This is a genomic window from Cycloclasticus sp. (assembly GCA_040743155.1).
GTDB lineage: Bacteria > Pseudomonadota > Gammaproteobacteria > Methylococcales > Cycloclasticaceae > Cycloclasticus.
On sequence record JBFLJU010000001.1, the window covers coordinates 665713 to 689946 of the forward strand.

Genomic DNA, 24234 nt, shown 5'->3' on the forward strand with positions numbered 1-24234 from the left:
TAGGTAGGGAATCATAATGTTAGTAAACGAAGCATGGCTTAAGGAATTTGTAGACTATTCTATTCCAACAGAGCAATTAACAGAAAAATTAACAATGGCTGGGCTAGAAGTAGACTCAGTCGAACCAGCGGCAGCTGAGTTTTCAGGTGTGCTTGTTGGTGAGGTTCTGTCGGTTGAAGCACATCCAAATGCAGATAAATTACGATTGTGTAAAGTGTCGATCGGTGAATTGGAATCATTAGATATTGTTTGTGGTGCAAGTAACGTGAGGGTTTCCTTACGCATCCCCGTGGCTATTGTTGGCGCTGTATTACCCGGTGATTTCAAAATCAAGCCCTCTAAATTAAGGGGCGAGCCTTCTAACGGTATGTTGTGCTCTGCACAGGAATTAGGCTTGGACGATTCAGCCGATGGTTTGATGGAGTTACCTATCGATGCACCCATTGGTGTTGATATCAGAGAGTACCTTCAACTCAACGATACAATTATTGAGGTGGATTTAACGCCTAACCGAGCAGACTGCTTAAGTATCGAGGGTGTGGCGCGTGAAATATCTTGTTTTACTGGAGAAGCGTTTTCAGTAAAAGAAGCTGTAAATCTTGATGCTACGATTGATGACCAGGTGAATGTTAGAGTTGATGCCACAGAAGATTGTCCGCGTTATTTAGGCCGAGTAATAAAAGGGTTAGATCGAACTGTTCCTACCCCCGTATGGATGCAGGAAAAGCTACGACGTTGCGGGCAACGTAGTCTAGGTCCCCTAGTGGATGTCACGAACTATGTTTTACTGGAGTTAGGTCAGCCACTTCATGCGTTTGATTTGAATAAAATTGAAGGTGATATCGTTGTTAGGCGCGCACAGGCGGATGAGTCACTGGCGTTGTTAAATGAGCAAACCATTGAGCTAGACGACGATGTATTGGTCATTGCTGACCAGAACAAAGCATTAGCCTTTGCGGGTGTAATGGGTGGTGAGGAATCCGCTGTTGATGATGAAACGACGGATATTTTCTTAGAATGCGCATTTTTCAAGCCGTTAACAATAGCCGGAAAATCTAGAAAATACGGTTTACACACGGATGCATCTCACCGCTTTGAAAGGGGTGTTGATCCAGAGCTATGTTATAGGGCGCTAAACCGAGCAATAGGACTATTAACAAGTATTGCTGGTGGTCAGGTTGGCCCCTTAACGGATGCGTCATCTGAAAAGACATTACCTCAAAACAATCCAGTTGAACTTCGATTTGAAAGAATTCAACGCGTGCTGGGTATAGCATTAAGCGAAGAGCTTGTGGAATCGTACTTCCTTAGCCTAGGTATGGAAATTGAAAAAACGGATGCTAAATGGCTCGTAACCGCGCCCAGCTACCGTTTTGATATTGCGATTGAAGCAGATTTAATCGAAGAGGTTGCACGCTTGTATGGCTACGATAAGTTGCCACAAAATAGCTTGAATGTATCGGGGTCACTAATAGCCGTAGAAGAAAAAATTCAACCGCTGGATAGAATTAAAGATTTATTAGTTGATTTAGGTTATCAAGAAGCAATTACGTATAGCTTCACAGAAGAGGCGTCACTTAAATTATTAACACCGAAAGATGAGCTCTACCGTTTAAAAAACCCGATATCCTCAGACTTGTCCGTTATGCGAACCACCTTATGGGCGGGTTTACTTAAAGCAATGCAGGCGAATCTCAATCGCCACGAAGAAACTGTTCGGTTTTTTGAAACAGGCTTAAAATTTACATTAAAAGATGGGCAGTTAGAGCAAGAACAAATGTTGTCTATTTTGGCCACAGGGCAGTCCCAGCCAGAGCAATGGGGTGAACCTTCTAGAGCAATAGATTTTTATGATGTGAAACATGATATCGAGTCAATTTTGGCTCTAAATGGCTTACTATCAGATTACCAATTTAAATCAGCTAAGCATGATGCGTTGCACCCCGGACAAACAGCGGAGTTGGTTAATAAAGATGGGGAGCAAGTAGGCTACATTGGTTTGCTTCATCCGGCATTGGAAAGTGAGTTTGATGTTAAAAAACCAGTTTATCTAGTCGAGTTAAGGCAAGTATTGATTCAGACAAGAAAGCTACCTGTGTATGAAGCTATGTCGAAATACCCATCAGTTAGGCGTGACTTAGCTCTCATTGTCGATGAAAAATTACACGTAAATGACATTGTTGACTATATTAATAAGCAATATGATCTTGTGAACGAAGTTGTTGTGTTCGATATATATCAAGGTCAAGGTATAGAAACTGGTAGAAAAAGTATCGCTTTAGGCTTGATTTTACAGGATAAATCTAAGACACTAGTCGACCAAGACGTTGATGAGCTTATCAACGAGTTGCTCAAGAATTTAAATAATTTATTTAATGCTCAGCTAAGAGAATAAAAAAATGTCATTAACAAAAGCTGATTTAACTGAACAACTGTTTGATGAATTGGGGCTCAACAAGCGTGAGGCCAAAGAGATTGTTGAACAAATGTTTGAAGCAATAAAAGACTCTTTAGAAAAAGGTGAGCACGTTAAGATTTCTGGTTTTGGTAATTTTGAATTAAAAGATAAAGATGCACGACCTGGTAGAAACCCAAAAACGGGTGAAGATGTTTCTATTTCTGCTAGAAGAGTAGTGACTTTGAGAACAGGACAAAAACTAAAGGATCGAGTAGAAGCGTATGCTGGAACCCAGCCATAACAATGAATTGCCGGCAATACCGGCGAAACGCTATTTCACTATTGGTGAAGTAAGTGAGTTGTGTGCTGTAAAACCTCATGTCTTGAGATATTGGGAGCAAGAGTTTACGCAACTTGAGCCTGTTAAGCGCCGAGGTAATAGACGTTATTACCAACGCCAAGATGTTGTTTTAATAAGGCAAATACGTGGTCTGCTTTATGAAGATGGTTACACAATAGGCGGTGCGCGTTCGCATTTATCGGGCGAAGGCACGCAAAAAGACACCTCACAGACAAAAATTGAGATTCAGCAAATTAAAGCTGAATTGGAAGAAATCTTAGCTATTCTAAAATAGTAAAACTTCGATCGGGGCGTAGCGCAGCCTGGTAGCGCACCAGTATGGGGTACTGGTGGTCGGAGGTTCAAATCCTCTCGCCCCGACCAAATCAACATAATTTATACTGTTTACATAACATGTTGATTAATTTGAAGTAAGTTTCATTCTGGCACTGTTTAGCTTATTCTGTTGCATTCGTGCTAGTGTAAATTGAATTTAGAATTTCGAGCGTTGTTAAGCCATTATTGCGAGACTTGTGAAGCTGTTTTACAGCTAGTTGTGACCCAGCGTAACCTCGTAATTATAAAAGCTAAATTTGTTTTTACCTGCCTGCTTGGCACGGTACATCGCCTGATCAGCCTGCCTCACTAACACGTCTAATTCGGTTTTATGATTAGAGTTAATAGATGCGCCACAAGATGCAGTCAGATAATGGGTTTCGCCTCCCATTATGTATGGCTCAGACAAGGAAGCAAGCATACGATTTAATATCTGTTCTGCCTGATCACGGCTTTCTAAGCCACCTAAGATGACCGTAAATTCATCCCCCCCTTGTCGAGACACCGTATCATCTTCACGAAGTTTCTTTTTTATCCGTTCAGCCACCTCAATTAAAATATTATCACCGACCTGGTGACCATGATTGTCATTTATCGGCTTAAAGTCATCCAAATCAATAAAGCAGATCGCAAGCATCGTATTGGTACGCTTACTGTGCGCAATGGCCTGAGTAAAGCGATCTGCAAATAGAGCTCTATTAGGTAACTTCGTCAATACATCGTAATGTGCTAAGGCATGTAATTCTTCTTGTTTCTTTTTATCGTCGGTTAGGTCTTTCCATGAAATAAGTAGCCCCTTATTTTCGCCAATTGGTACAGCTGTTAGCAACACCTCTACTGGAACGGTTTCGCCATTTTGCTTTTTGAGAAGCCACTCAATACGCAAGTTGCCACGCTCGAAAGCCTCGGATATTATTTCAACAGATTTATCGAAAGAGTTAGTACCACAAAGCTGTTTAGGCGCTGAAAAATCTAAAGCGGCAGCAGACAGTACTTCTTCTTTACTTTGACAAGCAAGCAAATCGATCGCTGCTTGATTACAACCAATGTACTTACCATCTTGATATATTAATGCTGGACCTACTGAACACTCAAATAGCAGCTTATAATCTACCGCATCATTGAATGGGGCGTTTATGCAGCCATCAGACATCTGCTGCTGCAATACACGAGAACCTATGCCTAAACGTATGCGTAATTCTGCTTTGTTTAATGGGGTGAATATAAAGTCATTAACGGCTTTTGATAAGCTTGGATTAATATTATCAGCATTGCCGTATGTTGTTAGCATTAGAATATACGGCGTATGACCATTATTGTTTTTACGAATACGCTCACAGAGGTCTATACCTGTCAGCTTCGGCATTTTCCAGCCGAGCAATAATAAGCTCGGCGCGTCGTCTTTCTGCATTATGGCCCACGCTGATGCACCGTCTTCCACAGGTACAACCTCATAGCCCCAGCTTTGTGTGTTTTCCGTAAGCAGTAAACGCATCGCTTGATCGTTTTCTGCTATTAATAATTTCATCTCAACTTCCTTTGTTAAAAATCAGTTCAAAAAGTTTCTAAGGTTCTTATGTCCTTTTAGGTATCGCCGACTTAAGCCAGCTTTTCAGTACATCTAATGAGTCAAAGGAACTATTTTGGGACTTCTGAAGATTTACGATAATCTCGATTGATGCATCCACCATGCGACGTTGTTTATTTCTACTTTCGGACTTAAGGCAGTCCAATATGTCTTGTTCAGAGAGCTCTGTTTTTTGCATTAACATACCAATAGCAACGCCCGTGATGCGGTTGTTTCTCATTTTTTCGTCAATGTCTTGCACGCGTCTAGAGATATGTTCACGTTCTTTATGCCAAAGTATGCCAAGTTGAATATGGGTACATATATCAGAGATCGATGGTTTTCCATTAATGCAGCCTACAGACTGGCTAATGACTTCTTCGGGTAAGGATTGGTCGTTAAGAAAATTTACGCCTGATACCAAATACGGGTGAGGTAAGGATGCAAGATAAGGATGACATTCCTCCATTTTAGAAACGTCAACTATGCAAATATTGGGCTTGTTAGACGGGGCAGAAAAAGTATTTAAATTATCATAAAATCTCAAGTCATAACCCTGAGCTAACAATTTATTTTGCGCCTCTTGAAGTACAGTTGTGGTTGTACTAAATACATCAACGAGCACAAGACTTCCCCTTTTATTCATCGCAACCTCAGTACATATGTATGTGCATTTTTATTTTAGAGGCGGGGGGTAGGCCTATGCTTTTAAGTTATGTTACTCCATTATTCTATAATTTTAAATAATAACTAGGCAGTATTGTTGACTAAAAACATATCTAAAATAACTTTCATTAGGTGGAGGCTCATGGCGGGGTTCCTGTAGTTGTTGGTAATTATTTTTATTCATCTATTTATTGCTTATGTCACGTATCTTAGTGATGAGTTAAGCAGGTTATGTTTTGGGAATTCAAGTATGTGTACATGGGAGTTGCATGTGAGATCATTTAAAGCTTAATACTTACTTGATGTTATATGAGTCTGAGGGATGAGAGTATTTTCATTGCTGAAAATACGCTCAAAATCAACAAAATTAAAAGGTGTTTACATCGTTTGAACGAGTGACTTAAGTCTCTTGAATCATCTATACAGTTAGCTTACTAAGCGTTATATGGTATGGTTTAAAGGGAAACAAGTTGGGTGTCAAGTGATGAGTATTAAGGTTATTACCGGTCTTTCATTATTGCTGTTGGCTATGGCGGCATGGTTTTATTTTGACGCTGAGCAACCGATAAAAGTTCGCTTGGTTTCAGTTAATAAAGGCCAAGTGGATTTGACGGTCTCAAATACACGGGCAGGGACTATTAAAGCGTGTAGCCGGTCGCGGTTATCATTGCCGATAGGCGGGCAAATTGCTGAATTATTTGTCCACGAAGGTGATCATGTTCAGAAAGACCAAGTGCTTATTCGGTTGTGGAATAAGGATCAGCAGGCACGTTTTGAAGAAGCTAAAGCACGGCTAGAGGTTGCCAAGTTGGCTGTGTTAGAAAGCTGCGGTTTGGCGGACCTGAATAAGCGAGAATACAAAAGGCTAGCGGGCTTAGCAGAAAAAAAACTGGTCTCTGTTGAACGTTTGGATGCCGCAGCCACAAAGGTGAGCATTTCGGCTGCGGGTTGTCGCAAGGCAAAAGCTAGCAAAGATAGTGCTATTGCGACGATGCAATTACAAAAAGCTATTCTTGAAAAAACAGAACTAACGGCACCATTCACCGGTGTGGTTGCCGAAATTAACGGTGAGGTGGGTGAATATATAACGCCATCACCCTCAGGTGTTGCGACACCGCCAGCAGTGGACCTTATTGCTGATGGGTGTTTGTATGTAAGGGCACCGGTGGATGAGGTGGATGCGGCTAAGGTTCAAAAAGGCATGTTGGTTCATATCACCTTGGATGCTTTTCGTGGTGAGCAATTTGATGGAGTGGTGACGCGCATAGCACCCTACGTGAAAGAGCTTGAAAAGCAGGCGCGGACAGTCGATATCGATGTTAAGTTGGTGAATGCCAATGACCAGAAAGGCTTGTTGATAGGTTATAGCGCCGATGTGGATGTGGTCATTCAACAGCAAAAAAATACACTTAGGTTACCGACTGAAAGCATTATTGATGGCAATAAGGTTTTTCTCTATGAGCGATCAAGCCAACGGATATCATTAAAGGAATTTACCCCAGGGCTCAGTAATTGGCGCTTTACGGAAGTGGAAGCAGGCTTGCTTGAGGGGGATCAAGTGCTGTTGTCACTGGATGTTGAGGGTGCTGTAGATGGAGCGGCTGTGACCATTGAAGAATGATTGAATTAAGTCATTTAGAAAAACGTTTCCAAATAGGCGATCAAGTGGTGCATGCCTTGGATGATGTATCACTAAAGATCGAGGCAGGTGAGTACATTGCAGTGATGGGGCCATCGGGATCTGGGAAGTCTACCTTAATGAATATTTTAGGCTTACTTGATCGAGCTAACGCGGGTGACTATCTACTCGATGGCATCAATGTGTCCAAGTTGAATGAAGCTGAAAGAACCCGCGTTAGAAGCGAAAAAATTGGCTTCGTCTTTCAATCGTATCATTTAGTACCCAGACTAACGGCACGAGAAAATATCGAATTACCGTTGGTGTTATCGGGCATACCCGTTAAACAGCGTAAACAAAAAGTGGATGAGGTGCTTGATAAACTGAGCCTAATGGATCGGGCGCACCATATTCCCAACCAGTTATCAGGTGGGCAGCGGCAACGCGTTGCGATAGGTAGAGCCATTGTAATGAAACCAAGCATATTATTAGCCGATGAGCCCACGGGCAACTTAGACTCGACGTCTGGGGCAGGGGTGACGCAGTTACTAGAATCATTAAATGTGGAGGGGATCACCTTGATTGTGGTCACGCATGATCCAACATTAGGCGCTCGAGCGCGACGACAATTAAATATGCTAGATGGGCGCGTACTCTAACGATGCTTTGGGGAGACATCATGGGTTTTATCATGGATGTTTTAAGCCGGCACCGCTTTCGTACGATAGTTTTATGGGTTGCTATTGCCATTGGTGTGGTGGCGGTTAATCTATTGACAGCGCTTGGTGAAGGTGCAAAAACGTTCGTACTAACGGAGTTTAATCTGTTGGGGCGCAATACGCTCATCACCTTACCAGGAAAAAAAGAAACCACCGGTGGCATGCCGCCTATTACCGGTGAATCACCGAGGCCGTTAACATTAAGAGATGCAAAAGCGGTTTTTCGCTTATCGGGCGTGAAGGCTGTTGCACCATTAGTAATAGGCAATCTTGAGGCTTCCTACGCGGGAAAAATACGGGAGGTGCTAACGATTGGCAGTAGCCGAGATTTTTTTAGTATTCGCCAGCTAGAGGTTGCTCAAGGCCAGCTATTACCTGAATTAGACTTTAGTAAGGGCGACGCTGTATGCGTTATCGGTCAACGATTACGGAAAGAACTCTTTAAGCATCAGCCAGCCTTGGGTAAATGGATACGGTTGGGTGATACCCGTTTTCGAGTGATAGGGGTGTTAAGACAGGGTGGTACCAGTTTTGGTTTCGATATGGGTGATGTGATTATTATTCCAGTTGCTAATGCCCAAGCCTTGTTTAACGTGGATGGATTGTTTCGATTATTTACCGAAGTACGGGTATACCAAGAGTTGGAAAACGTTAAACAGAAAATTATTAAATTGCTGAAAGAACGCCATGAAGGGGAGGAAGATGTGACGGTAATTTCTCAAGATGCGATGCTGTCTTCGGTGCAAAAAATATTAGATACATTAACTATAGCCGTCGCTGGCATCGCCTCAATTAGCATGTTGGTGGCCGGTATTTTAGTTATGAATATGATGATGATTACCGTTTCTCAGCGTATTAAAGAGATTGGCTTGTTGAAAGCGCTAGGCGCCACGTCTTCAACGGTGCGGGTACTGTTTTTGTGCGAAGCCGGTCTAATAGCAATAGTGGCGTCTGTATCGGGGTTGCTTTTAAGCTATTTGGTTATTTTTTTAGCGAATAGCTATTTTGAGGAGGTTCATTTTCATTCACCGTGGTGGGCGCAAGCTGGGTCGGTTTTGTTGGCGGTAGTTTTTGCCCTTTTATTCTCTTGGTTGCCGGCTCAAAGAGCCTCAATGTTATCGCCCGTTGAAGCCTTACAAGGTAAGCAACAAAAGGAGATACCTTGAACTTAGTGGATAGTGGGCGCTGGATATTCGCTTCCGTGTTTAGCCATCGATTTAGAAGCTTGCTAACGGCCATTGGTATTGCAATTGGTATTGCATCGGTCACCCTGCTAACGGCGATAGGAGAAGGCGTTCAACAATATGTGCTAGATAGCTTTTCACAATTTGGTGCACGCATTATTGCAATACACCCGGGGTTAAAGGAAACCCACGGTGCTGGCGGTCTGCTCTCAACAGTGCGGCCATTAACATTACGAGACGCTCAAGCACTCAAGCAAATAACGGGGGTGGAAAAGGTCGTGCCCGTTGTGCAAGGCTCAGGCGCTGTGGAGTTTTATAATCGTCAGCGTAGTGGGGTTATTTTGGGCGTAGGGCCCGATATGAGCGAGGCTTGGGGGTTTGGCATTGCGCAGGGACGTTTCTTCTCCGGCAGTCTGGAGAATGCTCATTCTACGGCTGTCTTGGGCTACACCATGAGGAAAGAGTTGTTTGGTGAAGTCAACCCACTAGGTCAACATATCAGAGTAGGTGGTCAACGATTTAGGGTGATTGGTAGCATTGAAAAAAAGGGCCAAATGTTGGGTATTGATATGGATGATACCGTCTATATTTCGGCGCAGAATGGCTTACAGTTGTTTAACCGAGAATCGTTGATGGAAATTGATGTGGTTTTTTCTGCGAACACACCTTTAAAAACAATTGAGAAACGGGTTAAAAAACTGATGTTTGAACGCCATGGTCGTGAAGATGTCACGCTAACGTCTCAAAATGATATGTTGGAATCAATGGGGAAAATATTGTCGATTTTGAAACTATCTGTTGGTGCGTTGGGTGCCATTTCGTTACTCGTTGGTTCTGTTGGAATTTTGGCGATTATGACAACGACTGTTAGAGAACGCACGGCTGAAGTGGGTTTGCTGCGTGCTATTGGAGCCGGGAAAAATACTATCCTTCGCCTGTTCTTGGGGGAGGCCATCGTATTGGCACTCTTAGGTGGCTTGCTCGGGTTATTATTGCTGCTAGCGTTGACAGGGCTATTCCAGCTTTTTTTGCCGAGCCTACCGCTTACGTTTAATTTATTCTTCTTAGGATTGGCGCTTTTTATATCAGCAGTCATTGGTTTAATAGCAGGCGTTGTGCCTGCGCTACAAGCGGCAAATTTAGACCCCATTAAAGCATTGCATGAAGAGTAATTAACTATTGGCTTGAAGTGCCTTTAAACGTTGAGTTAACACGATAATACCGACGGTCAACAGCAGGTAAAGTGGGTATAAGTTTTGCCATTGGTGTTGTTCACCAATGAGGAAGCCCGCTAGAGGTGGTGCCAGTAAAATGCCAGGCCCTTGACCGGTAATCACGATCCCAATAATGCGCCCTGTATCAATCGGTTTATCTGCCAAGCGGGGACTTAGTGCAAAAATGGCGGTTGGTATCATGCCGAGGAAAAAGCCGACTAAAGCCAACAGCAATAAACCGAGTTCAACGGAGTAATGGGCGTGTAGCAAGATGGCAATGATAAAGGCAAGCACAGCAGCTGGGTAGCTCATTATCCGGAAACAAGAAATTCCACGATGAATAAGAAAGCCGCTTAGTAAATTACCAGGAATAATAAAGGCAGGTAAAAGAGTCGTAATGAGCAGGGCTCTACTTGAACTAAGTTGATAAGTATCAATGAGGTAGGTTGGTAAATAGGTGACCATGCTGAAAAAACAAGCTGTGAAGCAGGTAAAAATTGTACCCATGATAACGGCTCGGTAAATAACCGATCGAGATAGACCCTCATTAGCCGTTGCGGTAACGAGGCGCGTGGGGTCGTGCAGTTTTATTGATAAAAGTAATAAAGGGAAAGCAATAAAGGCCGATGAGGCCCAAAGCCAACGCCAGCCATATTGTTCTAAAATGAATGGAGAAAGAAGAAAGGCTAGCACGCTTCCCACGGGCATCCACAACGCCCAAACGCCCATCGTTAAACCCATGTCAGAAGGTTTAGATAAATGCGCAATAAGGGTGGGTGCGGCAACAGAGACTAAGATGACAGCGACCCCTTCAATCACACGGCTCATGATGAGCTCGTTAGCCGAGTTGATAAATAGGCTAAAGCCAGCAGTGATAATAATCAGGCCTAATGCGAGTTGTAAAAGCATTTTTGGGCCATGCTTGCGTGATAAAGAACCGACGAAGATGCCTAGAAAAACGGTGGCCAAAGCGGCGGATGACATAATCCAGCCAATTTGAATAACGCTAAGTGGCAGCTCTTTTTGTATATCGAGTAAGGCGGGGCTGGCTTTGGTAACCGTAATAGCGGCCGCAATGCCGGTGATAAAGCTTAACCAAATGCCACCCCAAAGTGTTTTATTGACGGTGTTCATGTGAATAATGCTAAATACGTTGAGAGGGCAGGAGCTAGGAAAATGTAAGCAACCGTCCCTAGGGTTAAGGCGGTACAAAAAAGAGCAGAGTCGAGTTTAAAGCGGTCTGCCAAGGCGATGCCAACGATGACCGGTGGCGCCGCAGCGGTAATACTGGTGATGATTAACACTTCACTTTCTAAGCCAATAGGAACGCCACTAGCAAATGCAATTGCGGGGCTGATAATGAGTTTGATCAGCATGGCAGGGATCGTTAACAACACATATTTCAAGCTACTTATTTTGAAATTTACGCCCACCATTAGCAGCAGCATAGGGACAGTTGCTAAGCCCATCATTCTTAGGGCTTCGATAATGCTTTGGTGTGGAGTCCATTGAAAATAACGCATTAAAAGGGCGATGACTATGGCCCAGACAGGCGGCATCAATAATAACTCGCGACCGAGGTGTCCGTCTGCTATGCGGGTTCCAAAATGGGCGGCGACTAATACGGCAATAACCCAAACAAAAGGCACGGTGGCGAGTAGGTCATAAATCAGCGGAATGCTCGACATGTTGGGGCCAAATAACGCTTCAATAGAGGGCAGTGCAATACCCATTCCATTACCGAAACTAGCGGCTAAAACCAACGCACCCGCTTGTGCACGATTAATGTAGCCAGTGCGAAGGAGTAAGGAAAATAGCATGAAACTGATGCCCATGCAGATACTGATGGTAATAATGCCGGTAAAGGGAACTTGATACAGTTCTTCTTTAAGAGGCGTCGTCAGAACGATGTATAAGATTAGTGTAGGTGCCAATAAGTTAACGACTAGCGCGCTTAAGGTGCTACGCAGTTGCTGTGTGCTAACGCCACCGGGCTCAACTTTGTGCCAAAGTACACCGGTGGCAAGGATTAAAACCATAGGAATTAAAGCACTCATATTACTTAAGCTTTGCCGGCGATTTGAATAGAAATAGTGGGTGCGCTATCTCCAATGTGCATGGTCATTACTTGGTCGCGAATAGCCATTTCGTGATAAGTCATTCGGTCACGCTGGCGTAATGTCTCCAGCCACGACTCTGACATATAAACTTCGGAGAATAAATGATGGTCGTTGGCGTCGTGAAATATTTGCCAGAAGTAGGCACCGTTTCTTTTTCGAATGACCTGTAATTGATTCATCAAGTTGAGAAAATCATCTGTTTTGTCTTGATGAATATGATATTGAATGGTCACCATAACGGGGCCTTTGTCGTCTGGGACGGCATCTATAGCAATAGGTAAAGGCCATTGTATAGTGGCTGACTGATCTAAATTGTCATCAGCGATAGCAAAGCGTCGGCTAAAGCACAATGTCAATAATAAACCAACAGAGGCGATGGATATTGAAGCCCCCGTGCCATAGTGATCTGACAAGCTCCCCCACAGTAGACTGCCGAAGCCCATACTGCCACCAAATGTTACCATCACGATAGAAATAGCGCGGGCGCGGACCCAGTTTGGAGCTAGCATTTGTGCCGTGAGCATAAATGATGAAAAACTAAAAATCCAAGCGGTGCCCAGTACGATCAAGGTTAAGCCCAATGTATATAGATTTGGACTGTATGCCAATAGAAGCAACGGGAGGGATAAAAGAACCGTGGATAATGAAATAATCTGATTTCGTGATAATAAACGATGGCATTTAGGTAATAAGAAAGCACCTAAAATAGTGCCTAAGCCAACGACAGCCATCGACACGCCAAAGCTTTGTGCGCCCATATTCATTTCACGAATAACTATAATGGGTAGCAAGGCCCAGGAGACACTAGCAAAAAAGAAAAATAGAGCGCTTCTGAATAACACAATACGTAATGAGCGTACATTTTTTGCGTAGCGTAAGCCTGCTCTAAATGCACCCATAAATCGCTCGACTGGTAAGGCAGATGGTTTGTCTAACGTTTCTGGTTTCCAAACGGCTAAGGCATAAATTAACGCAGTGAATGAAATGGCATTAATGGCGAATACAGCGGTTGCTCCAGAATAAAAGATAACAAAACCGCCAATTGCCGGGCCAATTGCCCGCGTAATATTGGTGCTTAGCGTGTTAAGGGTAATCGAACTTGGTAATACTTTTCTAGGGGCAAAATCGGGCACACTCGCCGCCCAAGCTGGCCTCATCATCGCGTTCCCAATGCCTAATGAAAAGGTAAATAGTAGTAAGCTCAACGGGGTGACAACACCATAAAAAGTACTGATCGCTAGGGCGCTGGCGGCAATAAACAATGCGATATGAATAACCAATAACATACGTCGACGATCAATTAAATCAGCTAATGTTCCAGAAGGATATGCCAAAAACAAGAAAGGTAAAGTGATCGCTGTTTGAATCAATGCGATATAAAGATCGGACGTTTGCATGGAGGCCATGAGCCAAGTCGTACCGATTTCCGTCATCCATGTGCCAATGTTTGAAATGGTCATGGCAATCCACATCATCTTAAAAACAGGTGACTTAAATGGAGTCGTTAACGAATGAGAGTTCAATGGGCAGATTTAAGGAAGTTGCGAAAGCGCGGATTATAGCAGGACTAGCTTTCTAGCTTGTGATTGGAGTTATATTTGTAGTTAATGTTATTAGAGTTTTTAGCAGGATTTTTGATGACCCATAGTCGCTTTTTCGGAAGTTTTTGATTTGAATATGCTGTTCAAATGTCTTCCTTTGAAAAAGGTGATATTAATAAATCGCTGTATCAATAATATCAATACGTTGATGGCATGGCTTTCGATAATGGGGAGCTAAAAAAGCTCAATATCGTCGTTAATGGTTTTCTCCTTGAGGTGACCTTGATTGACTAAATCATGGTAATGGCATACTCGGTTGCGGCCATTTTTTTTGGCATAATAGAGTGCCTCATCTGACAGTTCCAGCGTTGTTGTTGGGTTCTCGTTGAACTGCATGGCAGCGTAACCGATACTGACAGTTACGTTGCCTACTTTTGGAAAGTGATAGGCATCCACGGCTAGTCGGAAGCGTTCGAGAACAGCGAGAGCATCGTCTGCTTTTGTTGGTGCAAGAACAACAACGAATTCCTCTCCGCCATAGCGGAACAGCATGTCGTTATTCCTGAGTGTTTTGATCATAATTTCTGAAAATAACAACAATACCTCGTCACCATAAACGTGGCCAAAGTTATCGTTTACAGACTTAAAAAAGTCGATATCAAGAATTCCAATCCAATGCCGTTCTTTGTTATGTGGCTCTCGTCTTTCGTGTTCGAGCCGTGTAATAGCGCTTTTCTCAGATGAATTTGCCGAGAGTAATTCGGTAAGGTGGTAGTCGAATGTTTTGCGGTTGCGTAAGCCGGTTAGGGTGTCGTGCTCATTGTCATTGGCAATTGCCATGAAATTACTATAAACATCGATAAAGCTACGGATAGATTCGAGTGTGTCGGCCGTTAAGCCATCGTCGTCAATATCTAAAATGCTCGATACTAGCTTATTGGTAAAGATAGGGATAAGAACGCCGCTGGTATTTTCTTCACGATGCTTGGTAATGCCAGCATCATGAATGCATTGCTGAAAAGCGCCGTTTTTTTCTATCCGTATATCTCCATATTTGTTGGGAATGATAGTGAAACGTTCAGGGATTTTTAAAGCGGGAGAAGTATGAATGACTTCCAAATAGTCGCAATCTGTGTGCCGAGGGACGCGCAGCAACGCAATACGGGGGGAATAATTGCTGAGAAAATCATGCAGTGCCGGAATTAATGCGAGCTCAAGTGATCGGCAATCACGAGCAGAAGTGAGGTCGATAAGAGAATTTAAAGTTATTGCTTTATTATTAGCTGTATCCAATGTCAACTCGGCTACTTAAAGGCAACGGTTAATCCCTTGCGTTCACTTTACGTTATTGTTTCGTGACCATTATATGGCGATGTGATTTATCGTAACAGGTATTGTTATGGGGCGCTGGGTTATCTTATAAGGGGTAAAAATTAACGCAAATATCGAGTCGTTAGCGTCGGCACAAGGCTATGCATCGGTCGTGCAGGATTAAAATAATGTAGGCTCATTTAATCACCTCATTTCGAGTGAGTGATTACCTTAAACAATTTGATGAATCGGCCAATCATCAGCCACAGGCTTTAATGGCATTAAACATGTTATTAAAAGAGGCGTGGAATTTATCAAGAGCTTCACGCGCTTCAATAATATGACCTTCTTGGTATTGGGCTTGTAAAACTTGTGAAGTCATATGAAATTCATTATGAAATTCACTCAGTCTCAAAATATCTTCTTTTTTGAATAATTTTTCCTTCAAAGCTGAATTTATCCATATTTGACAATGGCAGTGAATGCCATCTGATATTGGCCACTGCTTGTTTTCTTCTGGCTCGGAATTAATGGCTGAGATAAAGCATTTTTTCCACTGATCAGTTGTTATCTTTAATTGTATTAGTTTGCTTTCCTTAAGGGTGGTTGTAACATTTTGGTGAGCTAGCCACTGACGATTAGGCGTATAGCTGGAAAGCCAATCGGGGAATTCGTCTGCGGGCATCGGTTTTGATATTCCATAGCCTTGAGCTTGCTGACAGCCCATAGAAAGCAACATTAAACCGTGTTCAGTTGTTTCGACACCTTCAGCAATCACTGTACGGTCGAAGCTGTTTGCTAAGCCAATGATACCGTCAATAATGGTGTAATCACTCGGGTCGTCCAGCATGGACCTAACAAAACTTTGGTCTATTTTGATAGTATTAGCCGTTAAGCTGCGCAGGTGAGTGAGTGATGAGTATCCTGTTCCAAAATCATCTAGTGCTACCGTCACGCCTAAAGCTTCTTGGCAAGTTCTGATAATACTGGCGATAATATTAACATCGCTGAGCACACTGCTTTCTAAAATTTCTAGCTGTAGTTGTTCGGGGTCGATGTCAGGGTGTCGGGCTAAAGTGCTCTGTAATGCTTTGAAGAAAAACTCTGATTGCAAATGATGAGGCGCGATATTGACGCTGACTTGAAGCTTAATGCCTTGAGAAACCCAGCTATCAAGCTGCTGTATTGCTTGGGCGATAACCCATTCGCCAATTTGAATTTCTAAATCAGTGCCATCAATTAACGGTAGAAAATCGAGTGGTGGGATCAGTCCTTCTTCTGGGTGGTGCCAACGAATAAGTGCTTCAGCACCAAATACTGCACCAGTAGCCATATCAACTTTAGGCTGGTAATACAAGCTGAACTCATTGTTGGCGAGTGCTTGTTGAATCTCAGTTAGGCGGAGGTGTTTTTGTACAAGTTGTTTATCATGTCGGCTATCAAAGAAGTGGTAACGGTGTTTGCCTGATTGTTTAGCCAGATACATGGCGTTATCGGCATGGCGAACTAATGTATCAATATCTTCGTCATCATCCGGGTATAGAGTGACCCCGATTGAAGCAGTGATGCTATGGAAGCGAGTCTTAATTAAAAAAGGCGTTGCTAGTGTATTAAGTATCCGCCCTAACGTGAGTTCACATTGGTCGTATGATTCAACATCATTCAATAGCAGGGTGAACTCGTCACCGCCAAAGCGAGAAACGGTGTCTTCCTCCCTAATATTTGCCTCTATGCGTTTAGCTACTTCCATTAATAACTGGTCACCGACGTCATGGCCGTAGTTGTCATTAATCGGTTTGAAATTATCTAAATCTAAGAAACAAATAGCCAGTTGAGATCTATTGCGTTTACTGTGGGCAATGGCTTGGTGGAAACGATCTGTGAACAAGGCGCGGTTAGGTAGCCCTGTTAGTACATCGTAGTGCGCCATTAGGGCCAGCTCTTCTTGTTGTTTTTTATTGTCAGTAATATCCGTAAACACACCGACATAGTTAATAATCTGACCATTGTTATCTAACAAGGTGGAAATAGTCAGCATCTCAGCGTAGAACTCCCCATTTTTTTTACGGTTCCAAACTTCGCCTTGCCAATGACCAGAGTCATGAATGACTCTCCACATGTTATTATAAAATTCACGGCTCTGCTTGCCAGAGCTTAAGATGCTAGGGTTTTGACCGATGACCTCTTCTTGATGATAGCCGGTTATTTTGCTAAAGGCGGGGTTAACATTGACTATTAAAGAGTTAGCATCTGTAATCATAATGCCTTCGTGGGCTTCGCTGAAGACACGGGCCGAGAGTTGCAGTTTTTGTTCCGCTATCTTTTGAGCAGAAATATCCATATGGGTGCCAATCATCCGTAAAGGCCGTAGTTCATCAGACCATGAAGTAACTTTACCTCGAGCTAGTCGCCACCTATAAACGCCGTCTTTGCACAGTACACGGTGCTCGTTGGTGAAGTAAGGAGCCTCTTTATTGAGGCACTTACTTAAATCAACGTGGACTTTTTCTTTATCATCAGGGTGGATACGTTTTTTCCACTCTTCAGGGTCATTGCCAAGTTCACCTGCTTCATAGCCCAACATATGGTTGAACTGAGGAGAGAGGTAAACTTCGTCCTTTATAATGTCCCAGTCCCAAACACCTTCTCGATTTCCTTCTAAGGCAAATTGCCAACGCTCTTCACTTTTGGCAAGGGCGTCTTCAGCCGCTTTTCGCTCAGTGATGTCATATAAAATAATAGGGTATTCGCTGCTATTGATATTGTCACTTGTTGCGACACTTGCTAGCGCAATGCGAGTGGATCCGTCTTTGCATCGAAAGTTAATTTCTACTGAATCAGGGGTGACTTTCGATTTTTGGGCTTGTTTAAAATGGCGCGTCCACAATAACGTGATATGTTCTCTATAAGCGATATTGGGAATAGATTTTTTAAGCCAAGCGTCAACCGTTGGGGTCTGTTCAGGTGTGTAACCATAGATTGCAATCAGGGATTTATTAACAAAGGTGATTTGCTGTTTCTTATTGGCTATCAAGTAAGGAACAGCAGAGCTTTCGATAAGATTTTTAAATTTTAAGGTAGCAATAGACACTTTCGTCGATGCTTTTAAAAAGGCGAATATTAAAAGAAATAGAGTGAGCGCTACCGCAAAAAGGGTAAACCTTTTGAATGAAATGTCTTTAGGTAGTGCGTGCCAGCCGGTAGTAGGTTGAGCAACTATTTGCCATTCTTCATCGGGTAATACGATGCTTGATGTGATGTTTTCTTGATTGAATAGAGCAGGGTCGCCAAAGATAACGTATCTTTGGCCGCTTATGGGGCTGTCGCGGCGAATAGCAATTTTTATGGGCGAATCAACGTCAAGCAGACCGCTTTGCTGATAAAGGCGCGCCTTATCAATAACTAAAGAGACAAGCCCCCAAAAGCGTTTTTTACTCTTAATATCACTAGAAAAAATTGGAGCCGTTAAGGTGAAGTCTGTTTTTCCATGGGCGAATGAAATGGGCCCTGCCAATTTTAATTGGTGTGGCTTTTTAGCTTTAAGAGCTGCGTCTAATTGAAGGGAGGTGGGATGAAGGTCCAAACCGATATGGTTTTCGTTGCCTTTTAGTGGGTGGGTGTATTGCACAACAAAGTCAGGTGCTACGCTGATGTTTTTTAACTGGGTCTGCTCATTAGTTATTTCACGTGCAGCTAAAGCAAATTTTTGTTGAGATAAAGAGGGGTTAGCGATGAATAGGGCAAGCAAACCTTTGGTTATTTGGATGTTGTTATAGAGGTTTAACTCAAGATGACTCTTGGTGGTATTTAAATCTCGCTCAACCTGCTGGCGAGAGTCGGCTAGGTGCTGATCAACGATAATTCGGTCTATTTGCAAGCTGGTGACAACTATTACCACGGCTATTGTTAGTAATAGGGCGTAAAACTTATATTTTAAATGGCTGATTAGCACTAAGGGTGTGAGGGGTTTTAGATCGATTGGAAATTTTAGTATAGCTGATCTTTATTAGGAAGTGCGCTAGGCTGCAAACTTGATTTAGGTCAAGTTTTTGTGAGCAATAACTTGACCGAGTGTGGGCTAATTAGCTTGTCCGTCAGAAGGCAGCAAATTAAATTTCGTATCTGTTTATCGGTAACCATTAAAAGTGAAATGAATAGAAGTTTTGAATGCACATATTACTGTTTTGTAGCGCAAGAGATGTCGATAATGAAATTTGATAGCAGCATTTAAGGTGTCGTTTAACAGCTGCCTATAGCGCGTTCTTTGTGGTCTTTCTAACTGATAGGTCAAAAGCTAACGGGTATATGATGCCTTAAGGTTGTTAAAAATTAAGCGCTAACCACCTTATTACGTCCTGTTTCTTTTCCTTTGTAGAGTGCTTCGTCGGCGCGTTTCATCATTTTTTCTAATGGTTCGTTCTGACGGTAAAGGGTGACGCCCATACTGACGGTTAGGCAAAACTGGGTAGCTTCATAGTTGATGGTGATTGATTGGATTGCTTTGCGGAGTCTTTCGGCTAATAGTTTGGCGCCTTTTAGGTCAGTTCCATTAAGCAATATGGCGAACTCTTCGCCGCCAAATCTAAAGATATGGTCGCTTTCACGTGCGGTTTGACTAATACATTTAGTGACTTCTTTAAGTGCTTCGTCACCGGCTAGATGGCCATACTTATCATTAATGGCTTTAAAGAAATCAATGTCTAGCATGACTAACGATAAGTTAGAATTCTGACGTTTGCTTAGAGACGCCTCTTTGTGGAAAACAGATTGTAGGGTTGAGCGATTTAAAACACCTGTCAACGGATCGGTGTGTGCTGACTGAATCGCTTGGCGGTATAGAAGGGTGTTTTTTAAAGGATACAGTAGAACACTTAGAAATTTTTCAATGGTCTCAAGTTCACCTTCATTGAAACGTTTACGACGCATAAAAGTGAGTTTTCCTAACGGCATGTTTTCAATCGCCAAGCTATATTCACAGCTATGGTTAGTGCGTACACCATTCTTAATGGGTATGTTGAGATCGCTGTGCTCGAAAACAAACCCGCTATAGTCAACAGTTTTCAATAATTCATTGCCAAAAATAGGTAGCAATTGATCTAAGTCGATGGTTGTTTGCAGTGCGCCAACAAGATGACTTAAATTAATTGATTGCTCAGGCTGCTCTAAGGAGAAAGCTTCGTTTGTTATGCCAGTTTTAGTTCTTTTCAATTCCATAATGATCTGGTCTGTTGAGGTTGCCATGTTGAATCCGTTATTTTGCATACGGTAAACATAAAGCCAAAAGCATGCCAATAAATATTAATCTATTAAAAACATCAAGTTATGAATTAAAATTAGTTTTAAATTTCAATTCGGCATTAATTTGACGATTTATTGGCGTGATTGTTTTGGCACAACTATAGATCAAGAGGGTAGAAGGTTTTATTTGTTGCTGAGATAAGAAACGCTTTTAATTTCCCATGTGTGAGTGGGGTCATTTATGCTGATATACCACTTACCTTGCTTGGGTAAAATGAAAGGGGATTGGTATATGCCGTCCGCTATTTTGACTAATGAAAGGGACTGGTCATGTTGACTAATGGTTGCGTGTCTTAATTTAACCAGTATTTGAGCAGGCTGGTTTTCTAAGTTTGCAAGCTGAAGGGTAATGGCCGTGCTATTAGTGCTAATAGTGGCTGTCAGCCCCAATTTTTTAGCGGTTTCTTCTAGCTTCTTATTTGAGTTTATAGCAAGGCCTTCCTTGTAATAATTACCCGATACTAATGACGGTTTATTATTTTGTGCGATGATGAAGGTGATGACGCTTGCAATAACGACGGTTAAAGGAAGTAGTATCAAGAACCAAGGCCAAAATTGTTTATACCAAGGTAGGGTGTCTTCAGATAAATTATGCATAATTATGGCTCTAATGGGCCAATAAATCGACCCTCGGACTGAGTGGTTACATTAACATCATCGCTGGCTTTTAAAGTTAATGCGATGCTTATGGATGTTTGATGAAGAGATTCTGGTTCAGCAGATAGCAATAATGGTATTTCCAGTACTTGCCCGGCCTTTACGCTGATGAGTTCTTTAATGGATGATTGCAGACCATCGATACCGCTGACGCTTAGTTGGTATTTATGGTCAACGAGGTCCATATTCAGTACTTTGATGGTATAGCTGTTACTGATTGTTCCATCATAGTTTTCACGGTACAGCGCGTTTCTGTCTCTTAGAATATTGAGTGCCACGGAATCACGCGTTTCAATTGAATAGACAACGCCAGACAAAATGCTGACGAGTAATGCTATATAGATGATAATTCTAGGTCGTAGGAAGGAGGTTGGTTTTCCTTCCATGCTATTTTCGGTGGTGTATTTAACTAAACCACGTGGGTAGTTCATCTTATCCATCACATCGTCACAAACATCAATGCAGGCTGCGCAACCTATACATTCATACTGCAGACCATCACGTATATCAATGCCGGTAGGGCAAACCTGAACACAAAGAGTGCAATCTATACAGCTACCGAGTTGCCTTGTTTCAAAGTCGACACCTTTTTTTCTGCCGCCTCTTGGCTCACCCCGTAAGGCATCGTATGAAATCACGAGAGAGTTTTTGTCTAGCATGGCGCTCTGGAAGCGTGCATAGGGACACATGTACATGCAAACTTGTTCTCTTAACCAGCCAGCATTGCCATAGGTGGCTAGGCTATAAAAAAGGAACCAAAAGGTTTCCCATGGCCCTAACTGGAGGGACAATATGTTGGGCGCCAGTTCTCTAATTGGAGTGAAAAAACCAACGAAAGTGAAGCCTGTAAAGAGTGAGAATACGGCCCAAATGGCATGTTTTTTTGCTTTTATTGCAAATTTTGCAGAATTGTTTTCTTGTTTGTCTAATTTTATTTGTTGAGAGCGTGTGCCCTCAACTTTTCGTTCGATCCACAGAAAAACTTCTGTCCAAACGGTTTGTGGGCATGCATAACCACACCAAAGTCTGCCTGCTAATGCTGTAAATAAGAATAAAGCAAAGGCGGCGCAGATAAGAAGTAAAGCAAGGTAGATAAAATCTTGTGGCCAGAATATCCAATTCAGAATGTAGAATTTTCGTTCGGGCAAATCGAACAGCACAATCTGACGACCATTTAAATTAATCCAAGGTAAAAGGTAGTAGGCGCCCAGTAGGACAGCTACGCCGAGAATTCGCAAGTTGGCAAATAAACCATGAACTTCTCGAGGGTATAGCTTTTTTCGCTTTTCAAACAGTGAAGACTCTATTGAGTCATTTTTATCATCAGTATTCACTGTTTGTTACTTATTAGGTGTTGCGCGAGAAAAGATGATGGAGAAAAAACCACTCCAGGCGCAAACAATCCAGAAAAAAAGAAAGCCAATGGTATATGCGCCCAAATAAGAAATGTGATTGAAACCAATTTGAGAGGCAATGATTATTGGGTCGATGGCACTAAAAACGATGCCGCTAAGAGCACAAGCCATCCAAAAGGATGGCCATAATGTTCCAATAATGAGTCGTTTTTTATCTAGCTCCATTGTTACCTAATCACTAGATAAACTGTATACGTAGGCAGCTAAGATATGCACTTTGTCTTCTCCAAGGAAGTTTTTATGCGGTGGCATTTGCCCTGTGCGACCTTTGCTAATGGACTCGATTATTTTGTTACGTGACGCGCCGTAGAGCCAAACTTTATCGGCAAGGTCGGGTGCACCCATCAATGGGTTACCTCTCGCATCAGCTTGATGACAAGTGACGCAGTAATTTGCAAAAATTGCTTTACCTCGTTGAGCATCCGTTGCTTTATGCTTTCTACCGGTAAAACTAAGTATGTGGTCTGCAAGATAACCAATTTGTACGGGAGTTAATATGGATTCCCATGCAGGCATGGTGGCATTGCGTCCGTTTAATATAGAGTGCTTGATATCAGTTGGCGCGCCACCCCAGATCCAATCGTTATCAGTTAAGTTTGGGTAACCTCTAGAACCACCGGCATCAGAACCGTGGCATTGGGCGCAATAGTTAACAAACAGTCGTTGCCCGACAGCGTTGGCATCCTTATCTTCACTGAGCTCAACGATAGGTGTTCCAGCGTATTTACTAAAAATAGGGCCGTAGAGTTCATCGGCTGCACGAACTTCTTCACTATATTTTTTATCTGACGTCCACTCTAATAACCCTGGGTAATTTGCAAAGCCAGGGTAAAGTACTAGGTATAAAAGTCCCCAAACGATACTGATATAGAACATGTATAACCACCAGCGAGGCATTGGGTTATTTAGTTCCGTTAAGTCGTCATCCCAAACATGGCCGGTTTCTTCGCCTTGCTTTACTTCACCTTTGTTAGGTTTAGCAACCCATTTAATGAGTAAGTAACAGCCAATAATATTTAAAAAAATAACGAGGGAAACAACAATAGACCAAAAAGCACTCATTTCTTATCCCCTTGTAATGCCGCACTAATATCATCACCTTGAAAAGGCATATTTGCGGCGTCTTCAAACTCTTTTTTTCTGTCTTTGCTCCATGCCCAAACCCAAATGGCAACAAAAAGAACAAATAATAGTAATGTAAAAATAGAGCGAAGCGTATTTAGATCAAGCATGCTTTATCTCCTTGTGCTTACGTGAGTGCCGAGAACTTGCAGGTAGGCGATCAGCGCATCCATCTCGGTTTTCCCTTTTACTGACATTACTGCATTAGCGATATCTTCATCGGTATACGGCGTGTTGAGTATACGAAGAGCGCGCATTTTGTCAGCAATCAGCTCACCATCGACCATGTTTGTTTTTAACCATGGGTACCCCGGCATATTTGATTCTGGTACGACTAGACGAGGGTTTGTTAAATGCAAGCGATGCCAGTCATCACTGTAGCGTCCGCCGACGCGTTGTAAGTCAGGTCCGGTTCTTTTTGAACCCCATTGGAAAGGTCGATCGTAAATGAACTCACCAGCCAATGAATAGTGGCCATAACGTTCAGTCTCGGCACGAAACGGGCGGATCATCTGTGAATGGCAACCAAAGCAACCTTCATGGACATAAACATCGCGCCCTGCTAACTGTAGGGAGTTGTATGGCATTAGGCCTGATACGGGCTCTGTCGTTTTCTTTAAAAAGAACAGAGGAACAATTTCAATCAATCCGCCCACAGAGATAACGAGGACGATTAAAATCATCATTAACCCGATATTAGTTTCAACTTTTTCGTGACTCATTTTAAT

At 42.6% G+C, this 24234-nt stretch carries 21 protein-coding genes and 1 tRNA gene; 8 read left to right on the forward strand and 14 right to left on the reverse strand.

Features of this window, described 5'->3' with window-relative positions; genetic code table 11:
- Nucleotides 1–16 precede the first annotated feature (16 nt).
- From pheT to AB1Y31_03295, 4 genes are all read left to right on the forward strand, one after another.
- The gene (pheT, locus tag AB1Y31_03280; protein MEW4982187.1) at nt 17–2395 is read left to right on the forward strand and encodes a phenylalanine--tRNA ligase subunit beta; all 2379 of its coding nucleotides are present in this window, start codon (nt 17–19) and stop codon (nt 2393–2395) included.
- Between the two features lie 4 nt (nt 2396–2399).
- Nucleotides 2400–2699, forward strand: a complete 300-nt coding sequence (locus AB1Y31_03285; GenBank protein ID MEW4982188.1) for an integration host factor subunit alpha — start codon at nt 2400–2402, stop codon at nt 2697–2699.
- Nucleotides 2680–3033, forward strand: coding sequence for a MerR family transcriptional regulator (locus tag AB1Y31_03290; protein MEW4982189.1), 354 nt, complete (start codon nt 2680–2682; stop codon nt 3031–3033). The genes AB1Y31_03285 and AB1Y31_03290 overlap by 20 nt, the downstream gene beginning before the upstream one ends.
- 12 nt (nt 3034–3045) lie before the next feature.
- A tRNA-Pro gene (locus tag AB1Y31_03295) sits at nt 3046–3122 on the forward strand.
- A gap of 166 nt (nt 3123–3288) precedes the next feature.
- On the opposite strand, the gene AB1Y31_03300 is transcribed toward AB1Y31_03295, so the two are convergent.
- A complete protein-coding gene (locus AB1Y31_03300) occupies nt 3289–4602 on the reverse strand; it encodes a diguanylate cyclase (GenBank protein MEW4982190.1) in 1314 nt (437 codons plus the stop codon).
- A gap of 46 nt (nt 4603–4648) precedes the next feature.
- Entirely contained in the window at nt 4649–5110 is a 462-nt protein-coding gene (locus tag AB1Y31_03305; GenBank protein MEW4982191.1) for an ANTAR domain-containing protein, read from the reverse strand.
- 681 nt (nt 5111–5791) lie between these two features.
- On the opposite strand from AB1Y31_03305, the gene AB1Y31_03310 reads away from it, so the two are divergent.
- From AB1Y31_03310 to AB1Y31_03325, 4 genes are read left to right on the forward strand one after another with little or no spacing between them, the layout of a single operon-like run.
- On the forward strand, nt 5792–6928 hold the full coding sequence (locus AB1Y31_03310) for an efflux RND transporter periplasmic adaptor subunit (GenBank protein ID MEW4982192.1): 1137 nt from the start codon (nt 5792–5794) through the stop codon (nt 6926–6928).
- Complete coding sequence (locus tag AB1Y31_03315) at nt 6925–7584, forward strand: ABC transporter ATP-binding protein (GenBank protein ID MEW4982193.1); 660 nt, start codon at nt 6925–6927, stop codon at nt 7582–7584. Before AB1Y31_03310 ends, AB1Y31_03315 begins: the two co-directional genes overlap by 4 nt.
- A 20-nt stretch (nt 7585–7604) precedes the next feature.
- The gene (locus tag AB1Y31_03320) at nt 7605–8810 is read left to right on the forward strand and encodes an ABC transporter permease (protein MEW4982194.1); all 1206 of its coding nucleotides are present in this window, start codon (nt 7605–7607) and stop codon (nt 8808–8810) included.
- A 5-nt stretch (nt 8811–8815) separates the two neighbouring features.
- Nucleotides 8816–10000, forward strand: a complete 1185-nt coding sequence (locus AB1Y31_03325) for an ABC transporter permease (protein ID MEW4982195.1) — start codon at nt 8816–8818, stop codon at nt 9998–10000.
- Here AB1Y31_03325 and AB1Y31_03330 read toward each other — a convergent pair whose 3' ends face one another.
- The 12 genes from AB1Y31_03330 to ccoO form a co-directional block, all read right to left on the reverse strand.
- A complete protein-coding gene (locus tag AB1Y31_03330) occupies nt 10001–11176 on the reverse strand; it encodes an MFS transporter (GenBank protein MEW4982196.1) in 1176 nt (391 codons plus the stop codon).
- On the reverse strand, nt 11173–12099 hold the full coding sequence (locus AB1Y31_03335) for an AEC family transporter (GenBank protein ID MEW4982197.1): 927 nt from the start codon (nt 12097–12099) through the stop codon (nt 11173–11175). Before AB1Y31_03335 ends, AB1Y31_03330 begins: the two co-directional genes overlap by 4 nt.
- Nucleotides 12100–12104: 5 nt before the next feature.
- Nucleotides 12105–13685, reverse strand: coding sequence for an MFS transporter (locus AB1Y31_03340; GenBank protein ID MEW4982198.1), 1581 nt, complete (start codon nt 13683–13685; stop codon nt 12105–12107).
- A gap of 252 nt (nt 13686–13937) precedes the next feature.
- The gene (locus tag AB1Y31_03345) at nt 13938–15002 is read right to left on the reverse strand and encodes a GGDEF domain-containing protein (protein MEW4982199.1); all 1065 of its coding nucleotides are present in this window, start codon (nt 15000–15002) and stop codon (nt 13938–13940) included.
- A gap of 271 nt (nt 15003–15273) precedes the next feature.
- Entirely contained in the window at nt 15274–18912 is a 3639-nt protein-coding gene (locus AB1Y31_03350; GenBank protein ID MEW4982200.1) for an EAL domain-containing protein, read from the reverse strand.
- Nucleotides 18913–19343: 431 nt separating this feature from the next.
- Nucleotides 19344–20255, reverse strand: coding sequence for a GGDEF domain-containing protein (locus AB1Y31_03355; GenBank protein MEW4982201.1), 912 nt, complete (start codon nt 20253–20255; stop codon nt 19344–19346).
- A 180-nt stretch (nt 20256–20435) separates the two neighbouring features.
- Nucleotides 20436–20909 (reverse strand): FixH family protein, encoded by a 474-nt coding sequence (locus AB1Y31_03360; protein MEW4982202.1) that lies wholly within the window; start codon nt 20907–20909, stop codon nt 20436–20438.
- Nucleotides 20910–20911: 2 nt separating this feature from the next.
- The gene (ccoG, locus tag AB1Y31_03365; GenBank protein ID MEW4982203.1) at nt 20912–22303 is read right to left on the reverse strand and encodes a cytochrome c oxidase accessory protein CcoG; all 1392 of its coding nucleotides are present in this window, start codon (nt 22301–22303) and stop codon (nt 20912–20914) included.
- 6 nt (nt 22304–22309) lie between these two features.
- Nucleotides 22310–22549, reverse strand: coding sequence for a hypothetical protein (locus AB1Y31_03370; protein MEW4982204.1), 240 nt, complete (start codon nt 22547–22549; stop codon nt 22310–22312).
- A 6-nt stretch (nt 22550–22555) separates the two neighbouring features.
- Nucleotides 22556–23446 carry a cytochrome-c oxidase, cbb3-type subunit III gene (ccoP, locus tag AB1Y31_03375; protein ID MEW4982205.1) on the reverse strand — a complete coding sequence of 297 codons (891 nt, stop codon included), beginning with the start codon at nt 23444–23446 and terminating at the stop codon, nt 22556–22558.
- Entirely contained in the window at nt 23443–23616 is a 174-nt protein-coding gene (locus AB1Y31_03380; protein MEW4982206.1) for a cbb3-type cytochrome c oxidase subunit 3, read from the reverse strand. The genes ccoP and AB1Y31_03380 overlap by 4 nt, the downstream gene beginning before the upstream one ends.
- A gap of 3 nt (nt 23617–23619) precedes the next feature.
- The gene (gene ccoO, locus AB1Y31_03385) at nt 23620–24228 is read right to left on the reverse strand and encodes a cytochrome-c oxidase, cbb3-type subunit II (protein MEW4982207.1); all 609 of its coding nucleotides are present in this window, start codon (nt 24226–24228) and stop codon (nt 23620–23622) included.
- Between the last annotated feature and the right edge of the window lie 6 nt (nt 24229–24234).